This is a genomic window from Mesorhizobium sp. (genome assembly GCF_017306585.1).
In the GTDB taxonomy this organism is placed as follows: Bacteria; Pseudomonadota; Alphaproteobacteria; order Rhizobiales; family Rhizobiaceae; genus Mesorhizobium.
On sequence record NZ_JAFKIC010000295.1, the window covers coordinates 1 to 12,070 of the forward strand.

The 12,070-nt window shown below is 62.1% G+C and carries 16 protein-coding genes; 9 read left to right on the forward strand and 7 right to left on the reverse strand.

Translation table 11 applies throughout. The features are described 5' to 3' along the window. A partial coding sequence (locus tag J0I79_RS33245) for a Rid family hydrolase (RefSeq protein ID WP_292869870.1) occupies positions 1 to 169 on the reverse strand: 169 nt, incomplete at its 3' end. 242 nt (positions 170 to 411) lie between these two features. On the opposite strand from J0I79_RS33245, the gene aztA reads away from it, so the two are divergent. The 5 genes from aztA to J0I79_RS33270 all read left to right on the forward strand — a co-directional run bounded on the left by aztA (position 412) and on the right by J0I79_RS33270 (position 4,823). Beyond that, positions 412 to 1,227 carry a zinc ABC transporter ATP-binding protein AztA gene (gene aztA / locus J0I79_RS33250; RefSeq protein ID WP_292869828.1) on the forward strand — a complete coding sequence of 272 codons (816 nt, stop codon included), beginning with the start codon at positions 412 to 414 and terminating at the stop codon, positions 1,225 to 1,227. After that, positions 1,227 to 2,102: a zinc ABC transporter permease AztB gene (gene aztB / locus J0I79_RS33255; protein ID WP_292869831.1), complete on the forward strand. Its 876-nt coding sequence runs from the start codon at positions 1,227 to 1,229 to the stop codon at positions 2,100 to 2,102. Before aztA ends, aztB begins: the two co-directional genes overlap by 1 nt. A gap of 28 nt (positions 2,103 to 2,130) precedes the next feature. After that, positions 2,131 to 3,072: a zinc ABC transporter substrate-binding protein AztC gene (gene aztC / locus J0I79_RS33260; RefSeq protein WP_292869834.1), complete on the forward strand. Its 942-nt coding sequence runs from the start codon at positions 2,131 to 2,133 to the stop codon at positions 3,070 to 3,072. A gap of 88 nt (positions 3,073 to 3,160) precedes the next feature. Then, positions 3,161 to 4,369, forward strand: coding sequence for a zinc metallochaperone GTPase ZigA (gene zigA / locus J0I79_RS33265; protein ID WP_292869836.1), 1,209 nt, complete (start codon positions 3,161 to 3,163; stop codon positions 4,367 to 4,369). A gap of 115 nt (positions 4,370 to 4,484) precedes the next feature. After that, the gene (locus J0I79_RS33270; RefSeq protein ID WP_292869839.1) at positions 4,485 to 4,823 is read left to right on the forward strand and encodes a TIGR01244 family sulfur transferase; all 339 of its coding nucleotides are present in this window, start codon (positions 4,485 to 4,487) and stop codon (positions 4,821 to 4,823) included. An 85-nt stretch (positions 4,824 to 4,908) separates the two neighbouring features. Here J0I79_RS33270 and J0I79_RS33275 read toward each other — a convergent pair whose 3' ends face one another. Continuing rightward, entirely contained in the window at positions 4,909 to 5,376 is a 468-nt protein-coding gene (locus J0I79_RS33275; RefSeq protein ID WP_027054987.1) for an Lrp/AsnC family transcriptional regulator, read from the reverse strand. 138 nt (positions 5,377 to 5,514) lie between these two features. Here J0I79_RS33275 and hppD point away from each other — a divergent pair, with 138 nt between their 5' ends. The 3 genes from hppD to J0I79_RS33290 all read left to right on the forward strand — a co-directional run bounded on the left by hppD (position 5,515) and on the right by J0I79_RS33290 (position 7,295). Continuing rightward, positions 5,515 to 6,627, forward strand: coding sequence for a 4-hydroxyphenylpyruvate dioxygenase (gene hppD, locus J0I79_RS33280; protein ID WP_292869842.1), 1,113 nt, complete (start codon positions 5,515 to 5,517; stop codon positions 6,625 to 6,627). 69 nt (positions 6,628 to 6,696) lie between these two features. Then, positions 6,697 to 6,921, forward strand: a complete 225-nt coding sequence (locus J0I79_RS33285) for a type II toxin-antitoxin system prevent-host-death family antitoxin (protein WP_292869845.1) — start codon at positions 6,697 to 6,699, stop codon at positions 6,919 to 6,921. After that, on the forward strand, positions 6,918 to 7,295 hold the full coding sequence (locus J0I79_RS33290) for a type II toxin-antitoxin system VapC family toxin (RefSeq protein ID WP_292869849.1): 378 nt from the start codon (positions 6,918 to 6,920) through the stop codon (positions 7,293 to 7,295). The genes J0I79_RS33285 and J0I79_RS33290 overlap by 4 nt, the downstream gene beginning before the upstream one ends. On the opposite strand, the gene J0I79_RS33295 is transcribed toward J0I79_RS33290, so the two are convergent. Genes J0I79_RS33295 through hmgA form a run of 5 tightly spaced genes read right to left on the reverse strand, consistent with a single transcriptional unit; the run spans position 7,292 to position 11,365 of the window. Next, positions 7,292 to 7,834, reverse strand: coding sequence for a DinB family protein (locus J0I79_RS33295; protein ID WP_292869852.1), 543 nt, complete (start codon positions 7,832 to 7,834; stop codon positions 7,292 to 7,294). The two genes, J0I79_RS33290 and J0I79_RS33295, sit on opposite strands and share 4 nt — an antisense overlap. Next, positions 7,831 to 8,127 carry a hypothetical protein gene (locus J0I79_RS33300; protein WP_292869855.1) on the reverse strand — a complete coding sequence of 99 codons (297 nt, stop codon included), beginning with the start codon at positions 8,125 to 8,127 and terminating at the stop codon, positions 7,831 to 7,833. Before J0I79_RS33300 ends, J0I79_RS33295 begins: the two co-directional genes overlap by 4 nt. A gap of 15 nt (positions 8,128 to 8,142) precedes the next feature. Next, the gene (locus tag J0I79_RS33305; protein WP_292869858.1) at positions 8,143 to 9,156 is read right to left on the reverse strand and encodes a fumarylacetoacetate hydrolase family protein; all 1,014 of its coding nucleotides are present in this window, start codon (positions 9,154 to 9,156) and stop codon (positions 8,143 to 8,145) included. Then, positions 9,153 to 10,055 carry an MBL fold metallo-hydrolase gene (locus J0I79_RS33310; RefSeq protein ID WP_292869861.1) on the reverse strand — a complete coding sequence of 301 codons (903 nt, stop codon included), beginning with the start codon at positions 10,053 to 10,055 and terminating at the stop codon, positions 9,153 to 9,155. Before J0I79_RS33310 ends, J0I79_RS33305 begins: the two co-directional genes overlap by 4 nt. After that, complete coding sequence (gene hmgA / locus J0I79_RS33315) at positions 10,052 to 11,365, reverse strand: homogentisate 1,2-dioxygenase (RefSeq protein WP_292869864.1); 1,314 nt, start codon at positions 11,363 to 11,365, stop codon at positions 10,052 to 10,054. The genes J0I79_RS33310 and hmgA overlap by 4 nt, the downstream gene beginning before the upstream one ends. A gap of 88 nt (positions 11,366 to 11,453) precedes the next feature. On the opposite strand from hmgA, the gene J0I79_RS33320 reads away from it, so the two are divergent. Beyond that, positions 11,454 to 11,897 (forward strand): MarR family transcriptional regulator, encoded by a 444-nt coding sequence (locus tag J0I79_RS33320; protein ID WP_292869867.1) that lies wholly within the window; start codon positions 11,454 to 11,456, stop codon positions 11,895 to 11,897. The last annotated feature ends 173 nt before the right edge of the window (positions 11,898 to 12,070 follow it).

Here is a 12,070-nt window from a genome sequence, read left to right on the forward strand (position 1 = left end):
TGTCGGTGCCAGCCTGGGCCAGCAATTCGTCGATGGTCTTCAGGACATCGCGCGTCTGCGAGGCGACGTTGCCGCCGGGCTCGCCGACCTGGCCGGCCAGGTAGACGGTGTTGCCGTGGATGACGATCTGGCTCATGCGCGGGCCAACATCGATGCGACGAATGCTCATGGTAGGTTCCTTGGTTCGAGGGGTCGCGCCTCTTTAGAGTCCAAGCCGGCCCGGGGCAAGGCCGGCGGACACGAAACCAATTGAGCCAATTGTCTGGCCTCGGCGCGCCGACGTCGATTCATTGGCATACACGGCGAGTTGACCCGATGTGACACATTTCCGCCGACAGGCCGTGTTGACTAATGTAATAACATCACATATCGACAAGACCCCTGAATTTCGCGGACGGCCCTGAACGCCTGATGACCAATGCAAGCCTGACCTTCCGCGACCTGACGCTCGGCTACAACAGCCATCCCGCGATCCATCATCTCAATGGCGCCATCCGCAAGGGCTCGCTGACGGCAGTGGTTGGGGCCAATGGGTCCGGCAAGTCGACACTGATGAAAGGCATCGTCGGCGTTCTGAAGCCGATGGCCGGCGAAGTCGTTCGCGCTCCTGGCGTGCGCACCGCCTACCTGCCGCAGCAATCGGAACTCGACCGCTCCTTTCCCGCCCGGGTTGTCGATCTGGTTTCACTCGGCCTCTGGCCGAAGCGCGGCATGCTGGGCCGCTATACCGCCGAGGATCGCGCCGCGGTCAGCAAGGCGCTGATGGCGGTCGGCCTCGGTGGGTTTGAGAAGCGGCCGATCGACACGCTGTCGGGCGGCCAGTTGCAGCGGACGCTGTTTGCCCGTGTGCTGTTGCAGGACGCCGACCTGATCCTGCTCGACGAACCGTTCAACGCGGTTGACGCCAAGACGGTCGGCGACCTCATTGCGCTGATCAAGCGTTGGCATGGCGAGGAGCGCACCATCATGGTCGTGGTCCACGACCTCGATCTGGTGCGGCAGAATTTTCCCGAAACCTTGCTGTTGGCCCGCCAGCCGATCGCCTGGGGCGAGACCAGGGAGACGCTGAAGCCGGAAAACCTTCTGCGCGCACGCCGGTTCCATGAAGCTTGGGAAGAAAACGCGCCCTGGTGCGAACCCGACAGCCATGATCACGGACACGATGACAGCCATGGCCATGCGCATGGGCATCATCACGACCATGACCACGGGCCGAGGGCTGCCTGATGGAAGCGCTCTACGGTCTTTTCATCGCGCCCTTTGCCGATTTCGCCTTCATGCAACGCGCGCTGTTCGGCTCGCTGATGCTGTCGCTTGGCGCCTGCCCGATCGGCGTTTTCCTGATGCTGCGGCGCATGAGCCTTTCCGGCGACGCGATGGCGCATGCGATCCTGCCGGGTGCGGCCGCCGGGTTCCTGTTCTACGGGCTGGAAATCCTGCCGATGACCATTGGCGGCCTGATCGCCGGCGTCATCGTCGCGCTCGGCGCCGGCGCCGTCTCGCGCTTCACCATCCAGCGTGAGGACGCCTCGATGGCGGCCTTCTATCTGATTTCGCTGGCGATCGGCGTGCTAATGGTGTCGATACGCGGCTCCAGTGTCGATCTGATGCATGTGCTGTTCGGCACGGTGCTTGCACTCAACAATGAGGCGCTGACATTGATCGGCGGCATCGTCGCTGTAACGCTGGTCAGCCTCGCCATCTTCTGGCGCGCGCTGGTCGCCGAATGCCTGGACCCGCTTTTCCTGCGCTCGGTCAGCCGCATGGGCAGCCCCGTGCATTTCATCTTCCTCGGCCTCGTCGTGCTCAACCTCGTCGGCGGCTTCCAGGCGCTCGGCACGCTGCTGTCCGTCGGGCTGATGATGCTGCCGGCGGCGGCGGCCCGTTTCTGGACGGTGCGGGTCGAGCCGATGTGCGCCCTGGCGGTGCTGATCGGCTTTGCCTCCTGCATCGCCGGCCTGCTGTTGTCCTATCACGCCTCGCTGCCGTCCGGCCCGGCCATCATCCTGTCGGCCGGCGTCGTCTACTTCGCCTCGATCCTGTTCGGCACGCGCGGCGTCCTGCGCGCGCGCATCATCCATCACCGTCACAGAACGGCCTGATCCCCCGCCCCTAGAAGGAGAACCATCTATGCTCAAATCATTTGGCGCCGCCCTGGCGATGAGCGTTATAACATTAACCGGCTTTGGCGCATCAACCGCGTTGGCCGCGCCGCTGAAGGTGGTCGCCAGCTTCACCGTCATTGCCGATTTCGCCAAAAATGTCGGCGGCGATCGCGTCGCGATCACCACAATCGTTGGCCCGGACGGCGACGCCCATGTCTACGAGCCGAGCCCGGCCGACGCGGTGGCCATGGCCAAAGCCGATGTCGTGCTGGTCAACGGCCTGCATTTCGAAGGGTTCCTGCAGCGGCTGGTCGACGCCAGCGCCACCAAGGCCTCGATCATCACCCTGACCAAGGGCGTGACGCCGATCGATTTCAAGCCTGAATTCGCCGATGCCGACGCGGCCGAGGGCGCCGGTACCGGCGGCGGCAAGACCGTCACGGATCCGCATGCCTTCCAATCGATCGCCAATGCCAAGATCTATGTGAAGAACATCGCCGAGGCGTTCTGCGCGGCCGATTCCGAAGGCTGTGTCTCCTACCAGACAAATGCCGCGGCCTACACGAAGAAGCTCGACGCACTCGAAATCGAGGTAAAGGCTGCGATCCAGTCGATCCCGCAGGCCAAGCGCGTCGTCATCACCTCGCATGATGCCTTCGGTTATTTCGAACACGAATACGGCCTGACTTTCCTGGCCCCGCAAGGCATCTCGACCGATTCCGAACCGTCCGCGGCCGACGTCGCCAAGCTGGTCGAACAGGTCAAGCAGGACAAGGCTGCAGCAATCTTCGTGGAAAACATTACCAACCCGCGGCTGATCGAGCAGATTGCCAGCGAAACCGGCATCAAGGTGGGCGGCACGCTGTACTCGGACGCGCTGTCGCAGCCCGACGGCCCGGGTTCGACCTATATCGACATGATGCACAACAACATCCGGCAGATCAAAGGCGCGATCGTCGGGAGTTGAGCGGAGCCGATCCCCGAAAGGCGGAGCCGGCCTCCGCCTTTTTCTGGCTCATCTTTGTTATGAGATAACATTACAGATGGAATAAAATATGAAATCAATGTCCGCCTTAAAACGCCTTCCCGTCACGGTGCTGTCCGGCTTCCTCGGCGCCGGCAAGACGACGCTGCTCAACCATATCCTGTCGAACCGTGAAGGCCGCCGCGTCGCTGTCATCGTCAACGATATGAGCGAGATCAACATCGACGCCGAGCTGGTGCGCGACGGCGCCGACCTGTCGCGCACCGACGAAAAGCTGGTGGAGATGTCGAATGGCTGCATCTGCTGCACATTGCGCGACGACCTGCTGAAGGAGGTGCGCGCGCTGGCCGAACAGGGCCGTTTCGACTATCTGCTGATCGAATCCACCGGCATTTCCGAGCCCCTGCCCGTCGCCGCGACCTTCGACTTCCGCGACGAGCACGGGAATAGCCTGTCCGATGTCGCCCGCCTCGATACGATGGTGACGGTTGTCGACGCGCTCAACCTGCTCAAGGATTATTCCTCGTCGGATTTCCTGAGCCAGCGCGGCCAGTCGCTCGGCGAACAGGACAACCGCGCCTTGGTCGACCTTCTGGTCGAGCAGATCGAATTCGCCGATGTCGTGGTGTTGAACAAGATCGGTGCCGCCAGCGCTCACCAGCGCGACATGGCGAGGCTGATCGTACGGGCGCTCAATCCCGATGCCGAAATCGTCGAAGTGGATTTCGGCAAGGTGGCGCTCGACAAGGTGCTCGCCACCGGCCGTTTCGACTTCGACAAGGCGCAGCAGAACCCGCTCTGGTTCAAGGAGCTCAACGGTTTTCGCGATCATATCCCCGAGACCGAGGAATACGGCATCCGCTCCTTCGTCTACAGGGCGCGAAAACCGTTCGAGCCCGCAAGTTTCCAGGCCTTCATCGACAAGGCATGGCCGGGTGTGGTGCGGGCGAAAGGTTTCTTCTGGCTGGCTACGCGGCCGCGCCATGTCGGCGAGATGAGCCATGCCGGAGCGCTGGTGCGTACAGAAAAGCGCGGCCTGTGGTGGGCGGCCGTACCGCAAGACCGTTGGCCCGATCATGCCGAATGGCGCGATAGCATGAAGCCCTATCTCGACCCCGTCTGGGGCGACCGCCGGCAGGAGCTGGTCTTCATCGGCTGCGAGCCGATGAACGAAGCGAAAATCCGCGCCGAACTGGATGACTGCCTGGTCGAGGCCGAGGATTTCCGGCCCGAACTGTGGCGCGGCCTGCCAGATCCCTTCCCTGCCTGGGCGGCTTGAGTCGGCTCTTCGGCTGAAACTTCCATCCGCGCTGAACGATTTCGGTCAGCGCGGATTGCCGGCACGGGCGAGGAGTGGCAAGACTCCCGCCAAATCAGTTTGTGAGGATGCCGCCATGGAATACCGTGAAATTAGCGAGGACTATTCGGTCTCCGGCCAGATTCAGGCCGAGGATGTCGCGGCCATCAAGGCCGCCGGCTTCAAGAGCGTCATCTGCAACCGCCCTGATGACGAGCAGCCGGGCCAGCCTTCGGCCAAGAGCATCGGGTCGGCGGTCGAAGCCGCCGGCCTCGCCTTCCGCTATATCCCGGTCATCAGCGGCCAGATCACGCAAGAAAACGTCGATGACCAGGCCGAGGCGCTGGACGAACTGGAAGGCCCGGTGTTTGCGTACTGCCGCTCCGGCGCGCGCTGCACCAATCTTTATGGGCTGATCCAGCAGCAGCGGGGGTAACGGCCAAGCGCGGTCGGCAAACTGGTAAGGTTGGCGTTCCTTCGCGCCCCCTCTGTCCTGCCAGCGTATCCAAAAGGTCCCAAGACTAAATCGGCAGCGCGCCGGTCTCCTTCAGCGTCTCCAGCACGATCGCCGTCTTCACATGCTGCACGGATTCGTGTGGCAGGAGCACGCCGTTGACGAACTCCGACAATGATTTGAGGTCGGGCGTCACCACTTTCAGGATGTAGTCCATCTCGCCGGTCAGCGCGTGCGCTTCCTGTACCTCGGGCAACCGCGCCACCAGTTCGCCGAAGCGGCGGGCGTTATCGCGGTTGTGTGTGGCGAGCGTCACCGAGATGACGTTGACCAGCGAGAAACCGAGCCGGTCTCGGTCGAGCACCGCCCGATAGCCTTTGATGTAGCCGTCTTCCTCCAGCCGCTGGCGGCGGCGCGAACATTGCGACGCCGACAGGTTCACGCGCTCCGAAAGATCGTTGTTGGTAAGCCGCGCGTCCCCCTGCAGAAGCGCCATTATCTTGCGGTCAAACTGATCGATGCGCGTTTCATCCATGATTTTGGCTCCAATTGCGCGCGCTTTGCGCATGAGATGATCATTTCAAGCGTTTGAATGCAAGCACCATGCAGCGGCTCCGCGCTATGATGGCGTCAGATGGTCTATTCAGGCCAGATGAGATTTCGGAGGAATATCATGGGTCCCTTCCCGCACGACGCCCCGCCCGCCAGGATCAGCAAGGAAAACCCGGCCGGCACCGACGGCTTCGAATTCGTCGAGTTCGCGCATCCGGAACCGCAGAAGCTCGCCGAACTGTTCACGCGCATGGGCTATGTCGCGGTGGCGAAGCACCGCACCAAGGACATCACCGTCTGGCGTCAGGGCGACATCAACTACGTCGTCAACGCGGAGCCCGGCTCGCATGCGATGAAATTCGTCGAGAAGCACGGCCCTTGCGCCGCCTCGATGGCGTGGCGCGTTGTCGACGCCAAGCATGCTTTCGATCATGCCGTCTCAAAAGGCGCCACACCCTACGAAGGCAACGACAAGGCGCTCGACGTTCCCGCGATCGTCGGCATCGGTGGCTCGCTGCTCTATTTCATCGACGCATACGGCAAGAAGGGCTCGGCCTATGACGCCGAGTTCGAGTGGCTCGGCGCGCGCGACCCGCGTCCGCAAGGCGTCGGTTTCTATTTCCTCGATCACCTGACGCACAATGTCTATCGCGGCCAGATGGACAAATGGTGGGATTTCTATCGCAATCTGTTCGGCTTCAAGCAGATCCATTTCTTCGATATCGACGGCAGGATCACCGGCCTCGTCAGCCGGGCCATCACCTCGCCTTGCGGCAAGATCCGCATCCCGCTCAACGAATCCAAGGACGAGACCAGCCAGATCGCCGAGTATCTGAAGAAGTACAATGGCGAGGGCATCCAGCACATCGCGGTCGGCACGGACGAAATCTACGCCGCCACCGACAAGCTCGCCGAGAACGGCCTTAAGTTCATGCCCGGCCCGCCGGAAACCTATTACGACATGTCCTATGACCGGGTGAACGGCCATGACGAGCCGATCGAACGGATGAAGAAGCACGGCATTCTCATCGACGGCGAAGGCGTGGTCGACGGCGGCATGACCAAGATTCTGCTGCAGATCTTCTCGAAAACCGTGATCGGGCCGATCTTCTTCGAATTCATCCAGCGCAAGGGTGACGAGGGCTTCGGCGAGGGCAATTTTCGCGCTCTTTTCGAATCCATCGAGCAGGATCAGATCAAGCGCGGCGTCATCAAGGTTCAGGCGGCGGAATAAGGCCCGCCGAACCACCTTCTTGCGGCACGATCTTTTATGACCTAAATTATGGTCATAAAGGATCGTGCCATGAATATTTCCATTGCAGAGGCCAAAGCCAAATTTTCGGAACTCGTCAGCCGCGCGGAAGCCGGCGAGGAGATCGTGCTGACGCGCCACGGCAAAGTGGCAGCCCGGATCGTTCCACCGGCGGTAGCCGAACCCTTGCCGCGGATCGGCGCATTGAAGGGCAAGATCTGGATTGCGGATGATTTTGACGAGCTCGGTCCAGAATGGGACGAGTACGTTAAATGACAGCCGGCCCGTTTCTCGCCGACACCCATATCATCCTCTGGTCGATTTCGGACGATCGGCGTCTCAGCGAGCACCACCGCGCCATCCTGGCTTCGGAAGCAGTGGTTTTCGCGAGTGCGGCAAGCATTTGGGAAATAGCCATCAAACGTTCGATCGGCAAACTGAGCACTCCAGAAGACTTGCCGGCACTACTTCCAAGGATGCGATTTCAAGAGCTCGCTGTCACGTTCCGGCACGCGCATGCGGTCAGTGATCTACCCGCCCATCATGGTGATCCGTTCGACAGGTTGTTGATAGCACAGGCACGGGCGGAGAACTTGACTATCCTGACGTCAGATACGCACTTCGCCCGCTATGATGTTGCACTCGCCTAGCTTTCCAGCCTCAATCGTTGGATCTCGGCCTTCCTGAATTTCGCATCGTAATCGAGCAGGAATTCATCCAGTTGCGGCGGTGCGACCGATGTGCCCGACAGCATGGCGTGAACCTGGCCGCGATGATGGATATCGTGGAGGAAGACATGGGCGAGAATGTCGCCGATGCGCTCGGGGATCATGCCATCCTCGCGCCGGTCGGTGATGACGCGGCGGTCGAGGTCGGCTTCCGACAGGCCATCGCAGAAGGCAATCAGGCGGCGGTCGAATTCCAATTGTGCCTCCGCTAGGCCCGCTGCATCCGCGAACGGTACGAAGTCGTCATAGGCAGAAGCGCCGACGCCGCCTTCTTCAAGAAAATCGAGGTAGAGATGGTCGACCGCCAGGATGTGGTTGAGCGTTTCCCTGATCGACGGAAAGAAGCTCGTGCGCTCAGCCTCGAACTCACCGGGCTTCAAGGCAAGCACGGCACGGTAGAGCCGGTCGTTCGACCAGAGGCTGTTGCGCGCCATGCGGCGCAGATGATCGAGAAGGGTCATGAGCCTATCCTGCCGGCCGGGCCAATGCCCGCCGCCATAATCACAAAGCCGGCGAGAACGATCAATAGCAGTCCGTTCATGCGCCGCCGCATTGCTTGGGTTTCTTCGTCTCGGGCGACTTTCAGGTTAGCAACAGTGTGGAACAACATCGCCTTGCGGGGGAAGCCGCCGCGGTTGGTCAAGTCAGGCGAACGCGCCTCGATGCGGTAGCTCAGCCGGATCGCCATGACAAAGACCGCCAGAATGGCGATCGCCCAGACACCGGCCAGCAGATAGAGCGTCTCGCCCGCCATTTGCGGCTCCTCCCGCTATCCCTCGTGTTTCTCGACCTTCTGCTCAATGGCGCCAAAGATCGAATGCCCGGCCTTGTCCTTCATCTCGATGCGCACCGTGTCGCCGAAGCGCAGGAACGAGGTCTTAGGCTCGCCACCTTCGATCGTCTCGATCATCCGAAGTTCGGCGATGCAGGAATAGCCGGCGCCGCCTGCCGCGACAGGCTTGCCGGGACCGCCGTCGAGCTTGTTGGAAACGGTGCCGGAACCGACAATGGTGCCGGCGACAAGCGGCCGCGTCTTCGCGGCGTGGGCAATCAGCGCCGGGAAATCGAAAGTCATGTCGATGCCGGCATTGGCGCGGCCGAAGGGCTTGCCGTTGAGATCGGCAAGCAGCGGCAGGCTGAGCTTGCCGCCATCCCAGGCATCGCCCAGTTCATCGGGGGTGACCGCGACGGGCGAGAAAGCCGATGACGGCTTCGACTGAAAGAAGCCGAATCCCTTGGCCAGTTCCGGCCCGGTAAGCGCGCGCAAGGTGACATCGTTGACCAACATGACCAGCCGGATCGCCGCACGTGCCTCGTCAAGGCTAGCACCCATCGGCACATCGTCGACGATGACGGCAACCTCCGCCTCCATATCGATGCCGAAAGCCTCGTCGGCCATGCGGATCGGATCGCGCGGCGGAATGAAGGAGTCGGAGCCACCCTGGTAGATCAACGGATCAGTCCAGAAGCTCGCGGGCATCTCGACGCCGCGCGCTTTGCGCACCAGTTCGACATGGTTCACATAGGCCGACCCGTCCGCCCATTGATAGGCGCGCGGCAGCGGCGAATGGGCGTCGTGCTCATGAAAGCGGGAGGACGGCAGCGCATTGTTCTCCAGCGATTCCGCTATCGTCGCGAGATGCGGCGAAATCCGGCGCCAGTCATCGAGAGCTGCCTGCAGCGTGCGCGCCAGGAACGAGGCATCGGTGTACTGCGTCAGGTCGCGCGAGACGATGACGAGCTTTCCATCACGCGTCCCATCCTTCAGGGTGGCAAGCTTCATGCGGTTTCCTCTCCTTGTGCGGCCTTGGCGCCGCTTAACTCCACAACAAGACCGTCGCAGGCGATCGTCAAGTCGCCGGCCCATGTTTTCCTGACAGCGGCGGTCCAGTCGGCCTCGCCGATCCCGGCGTCGTCGGCGGGGATAAGGTGATTGAGCACAAGCCTTTTCACACCGGCATCGCTGGCGATACGGCCGGCATCTTCGGCGAAGCTGTGGCTGGCGAGAAGGTGTTCTCTGAGCCGCGCGCCGTTGCCTGTTCGCGCCACGAGCCGTTCGATGCCCTCTTCCAGCATGGCTTCGTGCACGAGAATGTCGGCGCCGTGGGCGAAATCGGCCAGCGGCGGAAAGAGGGCCGTATCGGCGGAAAAGACCACGCCTTTCGCGCCATGCTCGAAGCGCAGGGCAAAGCAGTCGGTCACCGGCGGGTGATCGACACGCAGCGCCGAGACTTTCAGGCCGCGCTGCTCAAGCATCTGCCCCTCGCCGAATTCACTGATCGAAACGAGCTCACGAATATCGGGCCGGCCTTCGTCGACGATGCGGATCTCGATATCGAACTCCATTGCCTGACAAAACCGGTGCCAATAGTGGCCGGTTCCGGGCGGACCGAACACGCTGACCGACGTTGCCAGACCCGCGGTCCAGGCGGTGTGGATCAGCGGTCCAAGTTCCAGCACATGATCCGAATGCAGATGCGTGATGAAGATAAGGTCGAGATCTTTCAGGCTGATGCCGGCATCGACCAACCCGCGCGTGACACCCAGGCCGCAATCGACAACGATGGCTCGCCCGCCGATCTCAAGCAGCGACGAACTCGGCCACGGTCCGCCCGGCCGCAACGCCGGGCCGCCCTTCGAACCGAGAAGCACCAACCGGTCCGGCGTGGAGACGGCGCTCAAGACCAATCGCCCTCGGGTGTGCCGTTGAAACGTTTCTTCAGATCCGCCCAGCAGTCGATGTAGTTGTCCTGCCGGGTTTCGAGTTCGGCGCCGTAGCGGGTCAGCATCTGCGGGTATCGCGTCTCGAACATGAAGGCCATGGTATTGTCGAGCTTGACCGGTTTCAGCTCGGCGCGCGAGGCTTTTTCGAAACCAGACGCATCCGGCCCATGAGCCAGCATGAGATTGTGCAGGCTGATGCCGCCGGGAACAAAGCCTTCCTCCTTGGCGTCGTACTGGCCGTGGATCAGGCCCATGAACTCACTCATGATGTTGCGGTGGTACCAGGGCGGGCGGAACGTGTCTTCGGCGACCAGCCAGCGCGGCGGGAAGATGACGAAGTCGATGTTGGCGGTGCCCTCCTCGCCGCTCGGCGCCGTCAGCACGGTGAAGATCGACGGATCAGGATGGTCGAATAGGAGCGCGCCGACCGGCGAAAAGGTCGCCAGATCATATTTGTAGGGCGCGTAGTTGCCGTGCCAGGCGACCACGTCGAGCGGCGAATGGCCGAGTTCGGTGACATGGAAGCTTCCGCACCATTTCACCGTCAACCGGCATGGCGTCTCCTTCTCCTCGAACCAGGCGCAAGGCGTCTTGAAATCGCGCGGATTGGCCAGGCAGTTGGCGCCGATCGGGCCGCGGTCGGGCAAGGTCAGCTTGGCGCCGTAGTTCTCGCAGACATAGCCGCGCACTTCCTTGTCGATCAGTTCAACCTTGAAGACGAGGCCGCGCGGCAAGACGGCAATCTCGCCGGGCCTGATCTCGATGACGCCCATCTCGGTGACGAAACGCAAGGCGCCGACCTGCGGCACGACAAGCAACTCGCCGTCGGCGTTGAAGAAATGGTCGTCGGCCATGGACTGGTTCGCGACATAGACATGAGCCGCCATGCCGGTCTGGCCGAGCACGTCGCCGGCCGTGGTGATGGTGCGCATACCCCGGATGAAATCGGTCGGTTCCTTCGGCATGGGCACCGGGTTCCAGCGATATTGCCCAAGCGCCAGCTCGTGGTCGCCGACATTGGGCGCGCTCTTCCACAAGGGGTAGCTCGCTGGCTTGAAGCGGCCGGTATGCTTGACGCTCGGCCTGATGCGATAGAGCCAGGAGCGCTCATTGGTGCCACGCGGAGCGGTGAAGGGTGAACCGGAAAGCTGCTCGGCGTAGAGGCCATAGGCGGGCCGCTGTGGCGAGTTGCGCCCCTGCGGCAACGAGCCGGGCAGTGTCTCGGTTTCGAAGTCGTTGCCGAAGCCCGGCATATAGGAAAAGGCCATCGCGTCCTCCCGGATTGACCAAACTGGTTTCATTTGTAACCATCGAAAATGTAACTATCAACGGCTGATCAGCTTCAGTGGTGCGCCCATGGAACCGGAATTCCTCGAGCTTGAAAGCTTCCTGCCCTACCGGCTCTACCGGCTTGCCGACACCGTCAGCCGCGAGTTCTCGCGCATTTACAGGGAACGCCATGGCCTGACGCGGCCGGAATGGCGCACGCTGTCAGGCCTCGGCGAACGCGGCACGATGACGGCTACGGAGCTCGGCGAGCAATCGGCCATGCACAAGACCAAGGTGTCGCGCGCCGTGGCCGAGTTGGAACGCCGGCGCTGGCTGACGCGCACGCCGGATGAGATGGACCGCCGGGTCGAGCACCTTGCGCTGACAAAGGTTGGGCTTGCGGCCTATCGCGAGATGGTGCCGCTGGCGAAGGCTTTTGAAAGGGAGTTGCTGGAGAGGCTGAATGCGGGGGAGCAGACGGCGATTGTGAAAGGGGTGGCGGCGCTGGAGAAGGCGCTAGCAGGAAAGTAGGCTGATAGGCTGGCGGGACAGCGCCCCCCTCTGTCCTGCCGGACATCTCCCCCACTTGGGGGGAGATCAGCCGTCGCGTCGGCTTTCGCCAATCGCCAATGCTGCAGGATTGAGTGGGGCGCGCAAACCGCCAATCTCCCCCTCGACGGGGGAGAGGTCCGGCAGGACAGAGG